The organism is Ruegeria sp. BJ3 (genome assembly GCF_056535665.1).
In genome coordinates this window covers 2277953-2296512 of sequence record NZ_JBQFIT010000001.1, presented here as the reverse complement: position 1 = coordinate 2296512, position 18560 = coordinate 2277953, and the positions used below count along the sequence as shown (strand labels likewise).

The window sequence follows — 18560 nt, the reverse complement described above, 5'->3', positions numbered from 1 at the left end:
ATAAAAGAGAATTGATGAAATCCTCCGGTGTCGTATAGTGCCCGGAACACAAGGAGCTGTTCATGACGCCAATCGAGGATCATCCGCTGCGCTATGCGTTGGCCAATGAATTGCACGCGCGGCCGTTCCCCGTGGCGCAGGCGCCGTGCACGGTTGTCTTCCTTGCGATCAAAAAGCCGGTCGCCGCGGTGGCGCGCGACCGGGCCGAAGATATGGCCCACCTGATCGACCTGTTGGACCGCCACGGGGCGCAGCATCCGCAGCCCGATGCCACCCACTATGCCGGCCAGATCGGTCGGCATTGGTTGAAGTGGGAGCACCACACGGAATTCGTGACCTATACGGCCATTACTCAGAATGTCAGCGAGCGCGCGTTCAACCCCGCCGATTTCGAGGTATTCCCCCCCGACTGGCTGATGGCCAGTCCGGGCCAGCGCGTGACCTCGATCATGCTGCGGGTGGTGCCGCGCCCGGATGACGGGGCCACGCAAGCCACGCTGGCGGATTGGTTCGAGCCGGAAAGCCTGGCGGTGTCGCGGGTGCTGGACGACTCGGCGATCTGCGCCAGCGATTTTCGCATCGACCCAGCGGGTCACATGCGGTTTGCCCTGTTCGTGTCCGAGGGCACCGGGCGCAGGCGCACCGGCCGGATCATCCAACGCCTGTGCGAGATCGAGACCTACAAGGCGATGTCCATGTTGGGCTTTGCTCGGGTCAAGGCCCTGATGCCCCAGATCGGCGAGTTGGACCGGCAACTGACCCAGCTGATGGGCGAAATGACCAAGGACACGACCCATCCCGACGACCTGCTGCCGCAATTGCTGGCCACCTCGACCGAGCTCGAGACGCTGTCGGCGCGTTCGGCCTTTCGCTTTGCCGCGACGGGGGCCTACGAGGCCATCGTGCACCAGCGGATCGAGGCGCTGCGCGAGGATCGCTTTCATGGGCGTCAGACATTCGCCGATTTCATGATGCGCCGCTATGACCCGGCCATGCGCACGGTCAAAGCGACCGAACGTCGGCTGCAGGCGCTTTCGGACCGGGCCATTCGGGCCGGTGACCTGCTGCGAACTCGGGTCGATGTCGAGCGCAGCGCGCAGAACCAGGCCTTGCTGGAGAGCATGGACCGCCGGGCGGATCTGGCGCTGCGATTGCAGCACACGGTCGAAGGCCTGTCGGTGGTCGCCATCAGCTATTACGCCGTGTCGCTGGTCAGTTACCTGCTGTACCCGTTGACCAATGCCGGGATCAGCAAGGGGCTGCTGACCGCAGGCGTGACGCTGCCTGTTGTGGCGCTTGTCTGGCTGGCCGTTCGCCGCATCCGCCGCAAGCTGGAATAGCGCGGCTTGCCAACCGGCGCGCCGCCTGTATTGCTGCAAAGCAGATATTTCGCAGGCAGGGCAGGTTTCATGATCGGATTGGTTTCAGCCTGGCGGGCCGTGGCCGCCATGTTCATCCTGAACGGCGCCCTGTTCGGCATCTGGGCCTCGCGCATTCCGGCCGTCCGTGACCGTCTGGGGCTGAGCCACGAGGAGCTTGGTTATGGCCTGTTGTTCATGGCAGCCGGCGCGGTGTGTTCCTTTCCGGTCACCGGACGCCTGACCGACAGGTTCGGCGCGGTAACGGTGACGCGGGTGATCGCGGTTCTGTACACAGCATCACTGATCCTTCTTGCGGCCGCCGACAGCTTCGCCATGCTGGCAGCGTTCCTGTTCATCTTCGGGGCCTTCCACGGCTCGATGGATGTGGCAATGAACGCCTGGGCCGCCGAGGTCGAACAGGCCTATGCCAAACCGGTGATGTCCTCGTTCCATGCGATGTGGAGCCTCGGCGCCGGGTTGGGAGCGCTCAGCGGCTATGGCGCGGTTCAGCTGCAGCTTGACGTGTTGCCGCATTTCCTGCTGGCCGGCGGGGCAACCGTGGCGCTGGCGCTTGCCCTGTCTTGGGTTCGATGGACATCGCGGCGGGTGCAGTCTGATGTAACCGCCATCTTTGCCCTGCCCAGCGGCGTTCTGGTTCTGGTCGGGCTGACCGCGATGTGCGGCGCGCTGGGCGAGGGCGCAGTGGCTGACTGGAGCGCCATCTTCCTGCGGGATGTCACGGGTGTGGCTGAAAGCGTTGCGGCCTTGGGCTATGCCGTCTTTTCGGTGTTCATGGTTGCTGTGCGGCTGCTGGGCGGTCTCGTGATCGCCCGGTTCGGCCCGGTGCCGGTGGCCCGGGTCAGCGGAGTCTGCGCGGCCGTTGGCGTGTTCCTGGTGGTATCGGCCGGAGGCGCGGTCGGGGCGCTGGTTGGATTCGCGATGATGGGCGTGGGCTATGCGGTGATCATGCCGCTGGCTTTCAGCCGGGCCGCGAACGACCCGCATGTCCCGCCGGGGCAGGCCATCGCCAGTGTGGCCACTTTGGGATACGGAGGTTTGCTGATCGGTCCGCCGCTGATCGGGCTTCTGGCAGGTATTCTGTCACTGCGGCTGGCCTTTGCTGTCCTGCTGCCGCTGGCCGTTGTGATCGTGGTGTTGGCCGGCGCGCTCAGGCGCGCCGACTGACTTTGGTTCAGCGTCCGCGGATCCGCGGATCGAGCGCATCGCGCAGGCCGTCGCCCAGATAGTTCACGCTGAGAACGGTCAGCGAGATCGCCAGGCCGGGCCAGAACACACGCTCGGGGTATTGCTGCAGATAGTCGACACCATCGAACAGCAGCCGGCCCCAGGTGGGGAAATCGGGCGGGAAGCCCAGCCCCAGGAAGGACAGCGCGCTTTCGGTGATGATCGCCGTGGCGATGCCCAGCGTGGCCGACACCATGATCGGCGACAGCACGTTGGGCAGGATGTGCCGGGTGATGATCTGCGTGTTGCTTGTGCCGATCGAGCGGGCAGCCAGAACAAACTCGCGTTCCTTGATGGCCAGCACGTCGCCGCGCACGATCCGCGCCGTAGGCATCCACGAGGTGATTCCGATGGCGCAGACGATCAGGATGAAGATCCCGCGCTCGAGCCCGAACGCAGCGGACAGAGGCTCGCGGAACAGCAGCATCATCACCAGCAGCAGCGGCAGCAGCGGCAGGGCCAGGAACAGGTCAGTCAGGCGCATCAGCGGCCCGTCCAGCCGTTTGAAGAACCCGGCAACCACGCCGATGAACGACCCCAGGAACAGCGCCAGCAGCATCGCAGTGATGCCGACCGAGACCGAAGTCTGCCCCCCCGACATCATTCGCGCCATGATGTCCCGGCCCAGCTGATCGGTGCCGAACGGGTGGGCCCAGCTGGGCCCCTGGTTGCGGGCACGGATGTCGATCTGGGTCGGGTCGATGGTCCACAGGAACGGGCCCAGGTAGACGGCTGCGACGATGAAGATGAACAGCATTGCGCCGATCATGGCGCCCTTGTGGGTCTTGAACTGGTCCCACACGTCGCGCCACTGGCTGCGGGGCGGGGTGGTCAGTTCTTCCATTACATCGGCAGTCGGCAAGGCCGTCGAGGCCGGCGCAAGGCCCTCATCAGGGACCAGCGTGTCTGATTGATTGTGATCAGTCATAGCGGATCCTCGGGTCCAGAATGCCATAGAGAACGTCTGCGATCAGGTTGAACAGGACGATCAGCACGGCAAAGATGAAGGTCAGCGTCTGCACCATCGGCAGGTCATTGGCCTGAATGGCGCCGATTAGCAGCTGGCCGATGCCGTTCACCTTGAACACCTGCTCGGTGATGATCGCGCCACCAAATATCGCCGGGATCCCTAGGGCGATCACGGTGACCACCGGGATCATCGAGTTGCGCAGGACATGCACCATGACGACGGTGTACTCGCTCAGGCCCTTGGCGCGAGCAGTACGGACGTAGTCCTGGTTCAGGTTGTCCAGCATCGAGGCGCGCATGAACCGGCTGAGCTGCGCGGTGATCTGCAACGCCAGCACCATCACGGGCATGATCATCTGTTTCAGCTGAACGACGAAGCTGTCCCAGTCATTGACCACATGCGTCGTGTCATAGATCGACGGGAACCAGCCCAACTGGACCGAGAAGATCACGATCACCAGCACCCCCGAGAAGAACGGCGGAACCGAGAAACCGACCATCGACACGAAAGTACCCATTTGGTCGAACCACGAATACTGGCGATAGGCCGAATAGATGCCGATGGGCAGCGCGATCAGGATGGCGACCACATAAGCGGTGCCGACAACCCACAGGGTCTGCGGGATACGCTGAACGACGATGTCCATGACGGGCGAGCGGGTCTGCCACGAAATCACACGCAGGTCACCTTCGGAAAAGGTGGTGCCAAAGATGTGGTCGACCAGAACCTGCGGTTCGATCCAGAAGAACTGCACGATCCATTTCCAGAACCGGACATGCATCGGCTGGCCGAGGCCAAGCGCCTCGCGCATCTTCTCTTTGACTTCGGGCGGAACGGTAAGCGGAACCTGTGCCATCGGGTCGCCGGGGGCGAGCTCGAGCAGCAGGAAGATGACGAGGCTGATGAACAAGAGCGTCGGAACGGCCAGAATCAGTCGTCGAATGGTGAAGTTGAGCATTAAGAGGCGCCTTTATATGCGTCTTCTTGTTGGTGGAACTTGCGAAAGACCGCGCCCCGATACAGATCGGGACGCGGCTGTGCAAGGCTAGCGCTTAGGAACCGGTCTTGCGGTACCAGTCAGCGATGTTCCACAGTTCGCTGTCCCACACGTTCAGGACGACACCGCCCAGAGTGTTGGCGTGGGCCGACAGACGACCACGGTGGACCAGCGGGATCATGCCGCCGTTCTGAACCATGATGTCGTTCAGCTGCTTCGCGATTTCGGCGCGCTGCTCCAGACCGGCGGTCTGCGCCAGTTGGGCGTGCAGCTTGTCGAACTCTTCGTTGCAGAAGCGGCTGATGTTCTCACCCTGCCACTGGGTCTCGGGACGCGGTGCCTTGTCGCAAAGGCCGTTGCCCAGATAGCTTTGCGGGTCGGTGCCGTTGAAGGTGTTGGCGTACATTTCAACGTCCGCATAGAACTTCTGGAACGTGTCGGGCGAGCCCGGGTCACCACCGAAGAAGACCGAAGCGTTGATGTTGCGCAGTTCGGTTTCAATGCCGATCTGGCTCCACCATTCCTTGATCAGCGCCTGGAAGTCCTGGCGGACAGCGTTGGTCGAGGTCTGATAGACAATCTTCAGCGGAACGCCATCCTTCTCGCGGACGCCGTCGCCGTCGGTGTCGACGATGCCGGCATCATCCAGAAGTTTCTTGGCGCCTTCGATATCCTGCGTGTCGCAGGTCATCGAGGTCGAGTTGAACGCAGCCGGAGCCGGTACCCAGTTGCAGGTCACTTTACCCGCCTGGCCATAGCCGATCTCAACCAGCAGCGGGCGGTCGATTGCCATCGACATAGCCTTGTAGACCGCCGGATCCTGCAGGAACGGGTGCGGGTGCTTGGCCGTCGAACGCTCGCCTTCCGGCAGTTCGGGCGACGGGTTGGTCTGGTTCAGCATGATGCGCTCGACCAGCGGACCAAAGCCTGCCACCGGAGTGCCTTTGCCGCCTTCCTGCATCTGCGCGATCACTTCGGGCGCCAGCTGCAGGTTCCAGGCATAGTCGAACTCGCCGGTTTCCATCACGGCGCGACCGGCCGCGGTCGCATCGCCGCCGCCCTTGAAGGTCACGGTTGCGAAGGCCGGTTTCGCCGGGTCACGATAGTTGTCGTTGGCCTTGAAGGTGATCACGTCGTTCGGCTTGAACTCGGTGACGACAAACGGGCCGGTGCCGATCGGGTTGAAGTTCTGCTCGGTGCATTCCGGAGCTTTCGCGCCCATGCAGTCCGCGAACTGAGCTGCCTGGATGATCGGGCTTTCGCCGCCGACGAACGGACCGTAGGGGAACGGGGTCGGCTTGTCGAAAGTGACCTTGACGGTCAGATCATCCACAGCTTCGACGCTGGTGACGCCTTCGAACTTGGTCACCTGCGCACAGCCACCTTCGGGGTCCATGCAGTAATCGGCGGTGAATTTCACGTCGGCCGAGGTGAACGGCGTGCCATCCGACCAGGTGATCCCCGGAGCGATCTTCCACGTGATCGAGGTGAGATCCTCGCTCACACCGCCGTTTTCGACGGTCGGGATTTCGGCTGCCAGATAGGGCACCATGTTGCCGTCTTGGTCGTAGCGTGCCAGGGGTTCGATCACCAGCGAGGCCGCTTCGACGTCTTTGGTGCCGCCCGACAGGAACGGGTTCAGGATCGAGGGTGCTTGCCAATAGATGATGCTGACGTTGCCGTCCGATCCGCGCTCGGCCATGGCCATCGGGGCCATCGCCGTGCTTGCAATCGCACCAAGCAAAAGGGTTTTGATTTTCATCATACACTCCTTGTTGGACACATTCGTGTCTCGATTTTCTCCGCAAGGCCTGCGGATTTGGCGTTGCCGTGCCGGGCTCAAGTCGCTGAAACAAAAGACAATTGCGCAAATGTCTGCGCACTACGCCCAATTTCTCGGCACGGTTACGCGGGGTATCGAAACAGAGTTTGCAGAAATTGCAAGCCTTGCCGCAGCGAAACTGGCAATGCGTTTGACTTTTCCTGTCAGCCCGCCTTAGCGTTCGGCAATCAAAACACTCATGCAGCCAAGGGGAGCGCTCGCGTGCTGGATCAGCCTATCGCCCAGATCAGGGAACTTCGGGTCGAATTCCAAACCAAGGATGGGCCCGTCGTCGGGGTCGAGGACGTCTCGTTCGAGGTCCGTCCGGGCGAAACCGTTTGCATCGTGGGCGAATCGGGGTCGGGCAAGTCCGTGTCTTCGCTGTCGTTGATGCGCCTTGTTGAATTTGGCGGGGGTGAGATCGCCGGCGGACAGCTGATTTTCGACCGTACCGACGGAACCGAGCTGGATTTGGCCAAGACCGATCAGGACCTTATGAAGCAGATTCGCGGCAACGAAATCGGGATGATCTTTCAGGAGCCGATGACGGCGCTGAACCCCGTCTTCACGGTTGGGCGACAGCTGACCGAAGGGTTGCGGATTCACAAGGATATGTCCAAGTCCCAGGCCGAAGCACGGGCCCTGGAACTGCTGAAACAGGTCCGTATCCCCGAACCCGAGCGGCGGCTCAAGCAGTATCCGCACGAATTGTCGGGTGGGATGCGCCAGCGGGTTGTGATTGCAATGGCCATGGCCTGCGAGCCGCGCCTGCTGATCGCCGATGAACCCACCACGGCGCTGGACGTGACGATCCAGGCCGAGATCCTCGCTCTGATGGATCGGCTGAAGCGTGAAACCGGCACGGCGGTCATGTTCATCACCCATGACATGGCCGTGGTCGCCCAGATGGCCGACAGGGTCGTCGTCATGTACCGCGGCAACAAGGTCGAAGAGGGCACCGTCACCGAGATTTTCGAGAATCCCCAGCATGACTACACCAAGGCTCTGCTAGCCGCGGTGCCCAAGCTGGGTGAGATGCGCGGAAAGTCCGCCCCCGAGCCGATGAAGTTGTTGGGTGTCGAAGGACAGAAGATCGCCCCGATTCCCGGAACCGAGGAAGTTTTGCTGTCAGTCCGGAACCTGACCACGCGGTTCCCGGTCAAAGGCGGGATCCTGCGCCGCACCATTTCGAATGTGCATGCGGTTGAAGATGTCTCATTCACCCTGAACAGAGGGCAGACGTTGAGCCTTGTTGGGGAGTCGGGTTGTGGAAAATCCTCGGCCGGCCGCTCGATCCTGCGGTTGATAGAGCCGATGGCCGGCGAAATCAGTCTTGATGGTGTGGACATCATGAAGCTGGAACAGAAGGGCCTGCGCAAGGCCCGTCTGGATATGCAGATGATTTTTCAGGACCCATTCGCATCGCTGAACCCGCAGATGCAGTTGGTTGATCAGGTGGCCGAGCCGATGCGCAACTATGGCGTGGCATCGGGGTCGGAACTGCAGGACCGGGTCGCACAGCTGTTCGACAAGGTGCACCTGCCACGCAGCTTCATGCGCCGGTTCCCGCACGAAATGTCGGGTGGGCAGCGGCAGCGAATTGCGATTGCCCGGGCGCTGGCCCTGAACCCGAAACTGATCATTGCGGACGAAGCCGTTTCCGCGCTGGACGTTTCTGTTCAGGCGCAGGTTCTGAACCTGATGATGGAATTGCAGTCCGAACTTGGCCTGAGCTATCTGTTTATCAGCCACGACATGGCCGTGGTTGAGCGGGTCAGCCACCACGTGGGTGTGATGTATCTGGGCCGGATCGTCGAACTGGGCCCACGGGCGCGTGTTTTTGAGAACCCGCAGCACCCCTATACGCAGGCATTGATGAAGGCGGTTCCGATCGCCGATCCCAATCAGCGCAAGTCGGAAAAAGATCTGAATTTCAAACCGATCCCGTCTCCAATTCACCCAATCGGCTATGAGCCTGCGCCTTCGGAATACCGCGAGGTCGAGCCGGGTCACTTCATTCTGACGACCGACAGCGGTTACTGACCCATATGCCACAGCGCCTGACTCCGCTTGAGATCATGACCAAGCTGATCTCGTTTCCCACCGTCAGCCGCGACAGCAACCTGCCGCTGGTCGACTGGGTCGAAGACTACCTGAACGGCCACGGTATCCGTGCCCACCGATGGCCGGATCCGGATCAGCCGCACAAGGCGGCCCTGTTTGCCCATGTCGGCCCCTGGGAGGAAGGCGCGGTCGTGCTTTCCGGTCACACGGATGTGGTGCCGGTGGACGGACAACCCTGGGACAGCGACCCGTTTGTCGTGACCGAACGGGACGGCAAGTATTTCGGACGTGGCACCTGTGACATGAAGGGCTTTGACGCCCTCGCCATCTGGGCGCTGGTCGAGGCGCAGTACGCCGACGTCAAACGCCCGCTGCAATTGGCGCTGAGCTTTGACGAGGAGGTCGGCTGCACCGGTGCGCCGCCCATGATCGTCGCCATGCAGGAGGTTTTGCCCAAGGGCTCGGCCGTGGTGGTGGGCGAGCCGTCGATGATGCAGGCCGTCACCGGCCACAAGGGCGGTTTCGGCTATGATACCCATGTGGTTGGATACGAGGTGCACAGTTCGATCATGCATACCGGTGTCAATGCGATCATGTATGCAGCGCCGCTGATCGACTGGGCAAATGCCCAGAACGACATCAACATGGCGGCGGACCCCAGCGACATCGCGGCAGTCTTTGATCCTCCTTGGACAACCTGTCACGTGGGCATGATCAAGGGCGGCACTGCGCACAACATCACGGCCAAGGATTGCCGTTTCATGATGGATTTCCGGGTCGTCCCCGGCGAGCAGGCATCGACGTGGAAAGAAGCCTATCTGGAACAGGTAAGAGCGGCGGAAAGGAAGATGCAGCAAGTGCATCCGGACGCCCATATCGAGGTGAAGGCCAGCTTTGCCGTTCCGGCGTTGGTCCCGGAAACCGATGGCGAAGCCGAGACGCTGGTGCGCGCCCTTACGGGCGACAACGCTACCCATGTCGTCAGCTATGGCACCGAAGCCGGTCAGTTTCAGGAAGCCGGATACTCGGCCGTGATCTGTGGGCCCGGGGATATCGCCCAGGCGCACCAGCCGAACGAATACATCACGATCGCTCAGTTCAACGCCGGCCATGACTTCATGCAGCGTCTGATCTACAAACTGGCGGCGTGACCCAAAAGAGGCACTGGAAACTCAGGATTTCAGTCAGAAGCTCGGAGAGTTGAACATGCCGGTCAAAAACAGACTTGCCGAAATGCACGCCGAGATCACCAAGTGGCGGCGGCACCTGCATGCGCATCCCGAGTTGATGTACGACGTGCATGAAACCGCCGGCTTCGTTGTCGACCGGCTCAAGGCGTTCGGTGCCGATGAAATCACGCCGGGTATAGGCAAAACCGGTGTCGTGGCCGTGATCCGAGGGCGGACGGACACGCAGGGCCGCGTGATCGGGTTGCGGGCCGACATGGATGCCTTGCCGATCAACGAGGCGACCGGAGTGGACTATGCCTCGACCGTGCCGGGCAAGATGCATGCCTGCGGGCATGACGGGCACACGTCGATCTTGCTCGGCGCTGCGCAATACCTTGCCGAGACGCGCAATTTCGACGGAACGGTGGTACTGATCTTTCAACCGGCTGAAGAAGGCGGGGCCGGCGGTCTGGCCATGTGCCGTGATGGGCTAATGGATCGATGGGGCATTCAGGAAGTCTACGGCTTGCACAACATGCCCGGCCTGCCTGTCGGAGAGTTCGCAATCCGGCCCGGCGCGCTGCTGGCGTCGTCGGACGAGTTCGAGATTGTCGTGACCGGCAAAGGTGGCCACGCCGCCGCACCGCATGAAGCCATCGACACAACCTTGGTCGCATCGCATATCGTGGTTGCGCTGCAATCGGTTGTATCCCGCACCGTCGATCCGATCCGACGGGTGGTGCTGACGGTGGGGACGTTTGAAACTGACAGCGTCGCCTCGAACGTGATTGCGCACACGGTCCGGCTGCAGGGCACGGTTCGCACACTGGACCCGGAATACCGTGGCATCGCCGAGGAGCGCGTGCGCCGGATCGCCGAAGACACAGCCTCGGCTTTTGGCGCCAAAGCCCGCGTGACCTGGACGCCCGGCTACCCGGTGACGGTGAATTCCGAAGCGGAAACGGCCTTCGCCGCCGAAGCCGCCGAGGCGGTGGCCGGCAAGGTCAATGACGCAACGGATCCGATCATGCCGTCGGAAGACTTCGCCTACATGCTTGAAGAACGGCCCGGAGCCTACATCTTCTTGGGGAACGGCGACACGGCCATGTGCCACCATCCCGAATACAATTTCGACGACCAGGCCATTCCGGCCGGATGCAGCTGGTTCGCCGAGCTTGTCGAACGACGAATGCCCATCGCCTGAAACAGGAAAGACAGTCATGCCGATCAAGAACCGTTTTGCCGAAATGCACCCCGAAATCACCGGTTGGCGGCGCGACATACATCAACACCCTGAAATTCTCTACGATACCCATCGGACCAGCGCATTGGTTGCCGAAAAATTGAAGGAGTTCGGTTGCGACGATGTCGTGACCGGGATTGGCCGGACCGGGGTGGTCGGTGTGATCAAGGGCAGGACCGACACCCAAGGCCGCGTGATCGGTCTGCGGGCCGATATGGATGCGCTGCCAATGCAGGAGCAGACGGGAGCGGAATATGCCTCCAAGACTGCGGGCGCCATGCATGCTTGTGGCCATGACGGTCACACTGCGATGGTTCTGGGCGCCGCCAAATATCTGGCCGAGACCCGGAACTTCGATGGGACCGCGATCGTGATCTTTCAGCCGGCCGAAGAAGGCGGCAACGGTGCTGAAGCCATGTGCCAGGACGGTTTGATGGACCGCTTCGGAATCCAGGAAGTCTATGCGATGCACAACGTGCCGGGCCTGCCGACCGGGCAGTTTGCCATTCGCTCCGGGCCTCTGCTGGCAGCGGCGGACGAGTTCGACATCCATCTTGAAGGCCGCGGCGGTCATGCCGCCAAGCCGCAGGAAACCGTGGACACGACGGTCATGCTGTCGCAACTGATCGTGGCCCTGCAGACCATCGTTTCGCGCAACGCCGACCCGATCTTGCAGGCCGTTCTGTCGGTCACTGCGGTCGAGACCTCGTCGAAAGCGTTCAACGTGATCCCGCAATCGGCCCGGCTGCGTGGCACCGTTCGCACCCATTCGAACGAGATGCGCGACCTGATCGAACAGCGGCTGAAAGAAGTTGTGCAAGGTGTCGCGGCGACCATGGGTGGCACCGCCACGGTGACCTACTCGCGCGGCGTTCCCGTCACGATCAACGCGGAAGAGCAGACTGGATATGCAGAATCCGCGGCAATTGCCGTCGGTGGCAGCTGTGCCGAGGCACCGATGGTGATGGGGGGCGAAGACTTCTCGTTCATGTTGCAGGAACGTCCCGGGGCCTTCATAGTCTTGGGAAATGGCGACAGCGCCGGGCTTCACCACCCCGAATACGATTTCAATGACGAGATCATTCCGATCGGATGCTCGTGGTTTGCAGAAATGGTCGAACGCCGGATGCCGGTGGCCTGAGATTTTTTAAGGAGAGAAGACGAAAATGCCAGTGAAGAACCGCTTTGCCGAATTGCAGGATGAAATCACCGCCTGGCGGCGTGATATTCACGAGAATCCTGAAATTCTGTTCGATACGCATCGCACCAGTGCGCTGGTCGCGGAAAAGCTGAAAGAATTCGGCTGCGACGAGGTGGTCACGGGGATTGGCCGCACCGGAGTGGTCGGGGTGATCAAAGGCAAGGCCGACACCAAGGGGAAGGTGATCGGATTGCGGGCGGATATGGACGCTTTGCCGATCCACGAGGCGACGGGGTTGGACTATGCTTCGAAAACGCCGGGTGCGATGCATGCCTGCGGCCATGACGGCCACACCGCCATGCTGCTGGGGGCGGCCAAATACCTGTCCGAAACGCGCAATTTCGACGGAACCGTCGTTGTGATCTTCCAGCCCGCCGAGGAGGGTGGCGGCGGCGGCCGCGAAATGTGCGAAGACAACCTGATGGAGCGTTGGGGCATTCAGGAAGTCTACGGAATGCACAATTGGCCCGGTAAGCCTGTGGGCAGCTTCTCGATCCGTCCGGGGGCGTTCTTCGCGGCAACTGACCAGTTCGATATCACTTTCGAAGGTCGTGGCGGTCATGCCGCCAAACCGCACGAAACCGTGGACACCACTGTCATGACTGCGCAGGCGGTTTTGGCGTTGCAGACCATCGCGTCGCGCAATGCCGATCCGATCGATCAGGTCGTTGTTTCGGTCACCTCGTTCGAGACCTCGTCGAAGGCGTTCAACGTGATCCCGCAGAAAGTGCAGATCAAGGGCACCGTGCGCACGATGAGCAAAGAGATGCGCGACCTTGCTGAGCAGCGCATCAACGAAATCTGCTCGGGCGTCGCCGCGACATTCGGCGGTACTGCCGATGTCAACTATATCCGGGGCTATCCGGTCATGATCAACAGCGACGAGCAGACCGAGTTCGCCGCCGAGGTCGCCCGCTCGGTTTCGGGGGCCTGCGAGGAGGCGCCTTTGGTCATGGGCGGCGAGGATTTCGCCTACATGCTGGAAGAGCGCCCCGGCGCCTATATCCTGGTCGGCAATGGCGACACGGCGATGGTTCACCACCCGGAATACAATTTCAACGACGAGGCGATCCCTGCCGGGTGCAGCTGGTGGGCCGAGATCGTCGAACAGCGGATGCCCGCAGCCTGATACCGTGGCGGGGGCGCAGGCCCCCGCTGCCGCTTGCGGTCAGGGGCCTGCGTCCTCAAGATCCAGTTTGTCGCACAGCGTATCCACAATCGCATCAAGCGCCGATTTCTGGGTGTTCACGCAGGATTGCGCCGCCGCTTGCGCCGCTGCCAGCGCCGATTTGTCCGACAGCCAGAGCTCGACCGCCTTGGCCAACTCCGGCGCCGAAGCGACTTCGACCGCGCCGCCGCTGTCCACCAGCGGGGCAAATGTCTCGGCGAAATTGTAGTAACCCGGCCCGGTGATCACCGCGGCGCCAGCCTGCGCCGGCTCGAACGGGTTGTGGCCGCCAATCTCTTTCAGCGACCCGCCCAGAAACACGATCGGGCACAAAGCGTACCACGTTCCGGTTTCGCCCAGCGTATCGGCCACATAGACCTGCGTGTCGCCGGTGATCGGCTGCCCGGCGCTGCGCAGGGCGTGGCTTTGACCTGCGGCATCAATCAGGGCGCAGACCTCGTCCCGCCGTTCCGGGTGGCGGGGGATCAGCAGCAGCAGCAGGCCGGGCCAGCGGTTCAGCAATTCGGCATGGGCGGCCAGAACGGTCTCTTCCTCGCCTGCGTGGGTCGAGCTGGCGATCCAAACCGGCCGCGCGCCGATCTGCGCGCGGATCTGTATCAGCGTGTCTTGATCCACCGGCAGCGGATCGGACATGGCCTTGAGGTTGGTTCCGGGCTGCACCAGATCGGCGGGCGCGCCCATGGCGATCAGGTTTGCGGCCGTGCGGTCGTTTTGCGTCAGGAACAGGCGGAACTGGCTAAGGACAAAGCGGGCGGTGTCGGGGCGCTTCTTCCACCCGGCCACCGATTTCTCGGACAGGCGCGCGTTCAGCAGGGCCAGTGGTGTCCCACGCTGGGCGGTCTCGACGATCAGTCGTGGCCAGATCTCGCTTTCGACAAAGACGCCGGCATCGGGCCGCCAGTGATCCAGGAACCGCGCCACCGGGCCGGCGCTGTCCAGAGGGGGGTATTGGTGGCGGGTGCGCGGCGGCAGACGTTTTTCCACCAGCGCCGCCGAGGTCGGGGTGCCAGAGGTGATCAGGAACTGTGCATCCTCGATCCGTTCGCTCATGCGCCTGATAAGGCTCAGAACCGACAGGCTTTCGCCAACGCTGGCCGCATGGAACCAGATCAGCCGACCGTTAGGGCGGGGCAGACTCGCATGGCCCAGCCGCTCGCGCTGACGGATTTCGGAAACACCCGCCGATTGCAGCTTGGCGCGAACGGTGCGCCAGGCCAACGGCATGGCGATGGACGTCAACGCGCAGTACACACGGTACAGCGCCGTGGGTCGCCCCGACAAGTCTGACATGTCAGCCGCCCGTATGGCTCATGTGACGGCTCATCTGGCCGTCGATCTTCTGGCGGGAATAGTCAAAATCATGGCCCTTGGGCTTGAGGGTAATCGCCGCGCGGATCGCCTGTTCCAGCGGCTCTTCGCTGTTGGTGTGGTCGCGTAGGGGCGCGCGCAGGTCGGCCATGTCCTCTTGCCCCAGGCACATGTACAACTCGCCCGTACAGGTTAGGCGTACGCGGTTGCAGCTTTCGCAGAAATTATGGCTGAGCGGTGTGATGAAACCGATCTTTTGCCCGGTTTCCTCCAACCGGACATAGCGCGCCGGGCCGCCGGTGCGCTCGGCCAGATCAGTGACGGTATAGTGGTTTTCGTACTCGGCCCGCACGTCTTTCAGTGACCAGTACTGGTCCAGCCGATCCTCGTTGCCGATGTCACCCATCGGCATGACCTCGATCCAGGTCAGGTCCATGTCGCGCTCGGCGCACCATCGTGTGATCTTGGGCAGTTCTTCCTCGTTGAACCCTTTCAGGGCCACCGCGTTGATCTTGACGCGCAACCCGGCCTTCTGTGCGGCATCGATCCCGCCCAAGACCTGTTTCAAGCGACCCCAACGGGTGATCTTGGCGAACTTATCCTCGTCCAGCGTGTCGAGCGAAACATTCACCCGCCGCACCCCGGCGGCATACAGGTCGTCGGCGAACCGGGCCAGTTGCGAGCCATTGGTGGTCAGCGTCAGCTCTTTCAGTGCGCCGCTGTCCAGATGCCGGGTCATCGAGTCGAAGAAGCCCATGATCCCACGGCGCACCAGCGGCTCACCGCCGGTGATCCGCAGCTTTTCCACGCCCAGCCGGATGAAGGTCGAGCACATCCGGTCCAGTTCTTCTAGCGTCAGCAGCTCTTTCTTGGGCAGAAAGGTCATGTTCTCCGACATGCAGTAGACACAGCGGAAATCGCAGCGGTCCGTGACGGAGACGCGGAGATAGGTGATTGCGCGGGCAAACGGGTCGATCAGCGGAGCAGTCATGCTCAATAGGTAAAGCGCACGGTGCCTTGCGACAAGTCAGAACTGCGCTTGAGGGGTGGAACGCGGGCGCGGGCAGGGGTAGGCTGGTCGCATGCGATACCTGTTTGTCCTTCTTCCTGCGTTTCTGACCGGCTGTGATGCGGTGCGGCAAGGCCTTGATCGCGCCCCGGATGCGGAACCTGCGCAAGCGACAGAAGCCGCCGCTGCGACCGCAGAGGTGGAAGCAACGCCTGTTGCGGCCGTGAACACCGGATGGGCCGGCGCCAAGACAACGATTGCCGGACTGGGCGATCCGAACAAGCCCGGACGCTGGCTTGAAACGCCGTTGGTCGAAACTGAGATCAATGGCCGGGTGGTCGTACCCAAGACGGGCGCGCAGGCTTACATCACCCTTGTGCCAGCACCCTCGGGCGGCAGCCGCCTGTCGGTTGAGGCGATGCGTGCGCTGCTGGTGCCGTTTGACGAACTGGTCGAACTGGACGTTTATTCCAATTGATCTTTCAGGTACTTGCCAGCCTCTTTGCGGGCAAAGGGCTTCATCGCGTCACCGTACGTGGCCAGAAACGCCCGGACCCGATTGGGATCGTGTTTGGACAGGTCGCGCAGCCACCAGGCCACCGCCTTCTGGATGAACCAGTCGCGATCGGGGACATACTTGGCGGCCCAACCCAGGATGCGGTCGCGGCGCTGTAGGTCCTCGGGCTTGGGGTGGTTTTGCTTGGTCCAGGGCAGGGTGGCGACCAGTGCCGCGCGTCGGGTCCACATGTGATCCGAGGTCGTCCAGCCTTCGACCTGATCCAGCCGCGACGGATCGGCCCACAGGCGCTTTTGCATGGCCATGCTGGCATGGTCGGCCACCGCCCAAGCGTCGAAATCGGACAGCCAGCTTTGCAGCAGGTCCCAAACCGCCTGATCGGGGCGGATGCGCGCCTGCGTCAGTAGCTTGGCGGCGGCCAGCCGCGCCTCGTGGATGTTGGTCTGCCACAGCTGATCGGCCAGCGCGACACGGGCGTCCACGTCCATCTGCTGCCGCCAGCTTTTGGTCAGATCATTCAGCACCGGATTCGGTACCCCAAGATAGGGGCGATCGACCTTGTGATAGGCCGCCATCTGGGCGGCCCGGTCCGGGTCGGCATGGGCCTTGATCTGGTCCAAGGGGCTGTCCGGCATGGCGGCTTACTCGACCGTGACGGATTTCGCCAGGTTGCGCGGCTGGTCCACATCGGTGCCCTTGGCGACCGCCGTGTGATAGGCCAGCAGCTGCGCGGGCACCGAATACAGGATCGGCGCCACCGAGGCGTGGGCATGCGGCATTCGGATCGTGCTCCAGACGCCGTCCTTGGCATCTGCGATCCCGTCGTCGTCCGAGACCAGAATGACCTTGCCCTTGCGTGCCATGACCTCTTGCATGTTCGACACGGTCTTGTCGAACACCGCATCGCGCGGGGCCATCACCACCACCGGCATGTGCTTGTCGATCAAGGCGATGGGGCCGTGCTTCAACTCGCCCGAGGCATAGCCCTCGGCGTGGATATAGCTGATTTCCTTGAGTTTCAGCGCCCCTTCGAGGGCCAGCGGGTACATCAGGCCGCGTCCCAGGAACAGAACGTCGCGCGCCTCGGACAGGCGCTGGGCGGATTTCCGGATCGCCTCCTCCTGGTCCAGCGCGGCATTCAGCAGTGTCGGCAGGCCGCGCAGCGCGGCGGCGTGATCGGCCAGCGCATCGTCGTCCAGTGTGCCCCGGTCGGCCGCGGCCTTGAGCGCCAGCATCAGCAGAACGCTCAGCTGGCAGGTGAAGGCCTTGGTCGAGGCCACGCCGATCTCGACCCCGGCATGGATGGGCAGTGCCACGTCGCTTTCCCGCGCGATCGAGCTTTCGGGGACATTGACCACCGAAACGATCTTGTCGGCCTTGCCCTCGCAATAGCGCAGCGCGGCCAAGGTGTCGGCGGTTTCGCCCGACTGGCTGACGAACAGGGCCAGCGTGCGGTCGGTGATCGGCGGTTCGCGATAGCGGAACTCGCTGGCGATATCGACCTCGACCGGCATCCGGGCCAGCTGCTCGAACCAGTACTTGGCGGTCAGACAGGCATAGAAGGCCGTGCCGCAGGCCACCATGGTCAGGCGGTCCAGCTTGGAGAAATCAAGATCAGTGTCCGGCAGAACCACCCGGTCGCCGCCGGTGGGCAGGTACGAGCGGATCGCCTCGGCCACCACCACCGGCTGTTCGGCGATTTCCTTGGCCATGAAGTGCTTGTGCCCGCCCTTGTCGGTCCGGGTCTGATCCAGCTGGATCTTGCGGATCTCGCGATTTGCGATCTCACCGGCCTCGTTGCGGATCTCGACCGAAGTGCGGGTGACCACGGCGCGGTCGCCTTCCTCCAGATAGGTGATCCGGTCGGTCAGCGGCGCCAGCGCAATGGCGTCCGAGCCGACGAACATCTCGCCATCCCCGTGCCCGATGGCCAGCGGCGAGCCTTTGCGGGCGGCGACGATCAGGTCATCTTCGCCGTCGAACAGGAAGGCCAGCGCAAAGGCGCCTTGCAGCCGGTCGATGGTCTTGAAGGCGGCCTCGACCGGGCTCAGCCCCGATTTCATGTAGAATTCCGTCATCAACGCGACGGTTTCGGTGTCGGTCTCGGTCTGGAAATCGATGCCGTTCTCAGCCAGTTCGGCCCGCAACTCGCGATAGTTTTCGACGATGCCGTTGTGGACCACGGCGACCGGCCCGGCCTGATGCGGGTGCGCGTTGCTGACAGAGGGTGCGCCATGGGTCGCCCAACGCGTGTGCCCGATGCCGGACTTGCCAGGCAGGGGGTCATGCACCAGCAGGTCACTGAGATTGACCAGCTTGCCAACCGCGCGCCGACGGCCCAGCTTGCCGCCGTTTAGGGTTGCGATGCCCGCACTGTCATAGCCGCGGTATTCCAGTCGTTTCAGTGCTTCGACCAGGATGGGCGCCGCCTCGTGCTTGCCCAATACGCCAACAATTCCACACAT

At 62.5% G+C, this 18560-nt stretch carries 15 protein-coding genes; 8 read left to right on the top strand and 7 right to left on the bottom strand.

Annotated features, from left to right (window positions below):
• Positions 1–62: 62 nt before the first annotated feature.
• Positions 63–1340, top strand: a complete 1278-nt coding sequence (locus ACR3EL_RS11510; RefSeq protein ID WP_480721644.1) for a DUF3422 family protein — start codon at positions 63–65, stop codon at positions 1338–1340.
• 69 nt (positions 1341–1409) lie between these two features.
• The gene (locus ACR3EL_RS11505; RefSeq protein WP_170368163.1) at positions 1410–2546 is read left to right on the top strand and encodes an MFS transporter; all 1137 of its coding nucleotides are present in this window, start codon (positions 1410–1412) and stop codon (positions 2544–2546) included.
• 7 nt (positions 2547–2553) lie between these two features.
• Here ACR3EL_RS11505 and ACR3EL_RS11500 read toward each other — a convergent pair whose 3' ends face one another.
• From ACR3EL_RS11500 to ACR3EL_RS11490, 3 genes are all read right to left on the bottom strand, one after another.
• A complete protein-coding gene (locus ACR3EL_RS11500; protein ID WP_093964881.1) occupies positions 2554–3534 on the bottom strand; it encodes an ABC transporter permease in 981 nt (326 codons plus the stop codon).
• Positions 3527–4534, bottom strand: coding sequence for an ABC transporter permease (locus ACR3EL_RS11495; protein WP_170340351.1), 1008 nt, complete (start codon positions 4532–4534; stop codon positions 3527–3529). Before ACR3EL_RS11495 ends, ACR3EL_RS11500 begins: the two co-directional genes overlap by 8 nt.
• 94 nt (positions 4535–4628) lie before the next feature.
• A complete protein-coding gene (locus ACR3EL_RS11490) occupies positions 4629–6335 on the bottom strand; it encodes a peptide ABC transporter substrate-binding protein (protein WP_093965071.1) in 1707 nt (568 codons plus the stop codon).
• A gap of 282 nt (positions 6336–6617) precedes the next feature.
• Between ACR3EL_RS11490 and ACR3EL_RS11485 the strand changes: the two genes are divergently transcribed.
• Genes ACR3EL_RS11485 through ACR3EL_RS11465 form a run of 5 tightly spaced genes read left to right on the top strand, consistent with a single transcriptional unit; the run spans position 6618 to position 13201 of the window.
• Positions 6618–8438, top strand: coding sequence for an ABC transporter ATP-binding protein (locus ACR3EL_RS11485; protein WP_170340352.1), 1821 nt, complete (start codon positions 6618–6620; stop codon positions 8436–8438).
• 5 nt (positions 8439–8443) lie between these two features.
• The gene (gene argE / locus ACR3EL_RS11480; RefSeq protein ID WP_170340354.1) at positions 8444–9610 is read left to right on the top strand and encodes an acetylornithine deacetylase; all 1167 of its coding nucleotides are present in this window, start codon (positions 8444–8446) and stop codon (positions 9608–9610) included.
• A gap of 55 nt (positions 9611–9665) precedes the next feature.
• Positions 9666–10832, top strand: coding sequence for a M20 aminoacylase family protein (locus tag ACR3EL_RS11475; protein WP_170340356.1), 1167 nt, complete (start codon positions 9666–9668; stop codon positions 10830–10832).
• Positions 10833–10848: 16 nt separating this feature from the next.
• Positions 10849–12012 carry a M20 aminoacylase family protein gene (locus ACR3EL_RS11470; RefSeq protein WP_170340358.1) on the top strand — a complete coding sequence of 388 codons (1164 nt, stop codon included), beginning with the start codon at positions 10849–10851 and terminating at the stop codon, positions 12010–12012.
• 25 nt (positions 12013–12037) lie between these two features.
• Positions 12038–13201, top strand: a complete 1164-nt coding sequence (locus ACR3EL_RS11465) for a M20 aminoacylase family protein (protein WP_170340360.1) — start codon at positions 12038–12040, stop codon at positions 13199–13201.
• Positions 13202–13240: 39 nt separating this feature from the next.
• On the opposite strand, the gene ACR3EL_RS11460 is transcribed toward ACR3EL_RS11465, so the two are convergent.
• Together ACR3EL_RS11460 and moaA are read right to left on the bottom strand one after the other, a co-directional pair.
• Complete coding sequence (locus ACR3EL_RS11460; RefSeq protein WP_170340362.1) at positions 13241–14551, bottom strand: 3-deoxy-D-manno-octulosonic acid transferase; 1311 nt, start codon at positions 14549–14551, stop codon at positions 13241–13243.
• 1 nt (position 14552) lies between these two features.
• The gene (moaA, locus tag ACR3EL_RS11455; protein ID WP_093964889.1) at positions 14553–15560 is read right to left on the bottom strand and encodes a GTP 3',8-cyclase MoaA; all 1008 of its coding nucleotides are present in this window, start codon (positions 15558–15560) and stop codon (positions 14553–14555) included.
• 91 nt (positions 15561–15651) lie between these two features.
• Between moaA and ACR3EL_RS11450 the strand changes: the two genes are divergently transcribed.
• A complete protein-coding gene (locus ACR3EL_RS11450; RefSeq protein ID WP_170368165.1) occupies positions 15652–16056 on the top strand; it encodes a hypothetical protein in 405 nt (134 codons plus the stop codon).
• Here ACR3EL_RS11450 and ACR3EL_RS11445 read toward each other — a convergent pair.
• Positions 16044–16730, bottom strand: a complete 687-nt coding sequence (locus ACR3EL_RS11445; RefSeq protein ID WP_170368166.1) for a DNA alkylation repair protein — start codon at positions 16728–16730, stop codon at positions 16044–16046. The genes ACR3EL_RS11450 and ACR3EL_RS11445 overlap by 13 nt on opposite strands.
• Before the next feature lie 6 nt (positions 16731–16736).
• The gene (glmS, locus tag ACR3EL_RS11440; protein WP_480721638.1) at positions 16737–18560 is read right to left on the bottom strand and encodes a glutamine--fructose-6-phosphate transaminase (isomerizing); all 1824 of its coding nucleotides are present in this window, start codon (positions 18558–18560) and stop codon (positions 16737–16739) included.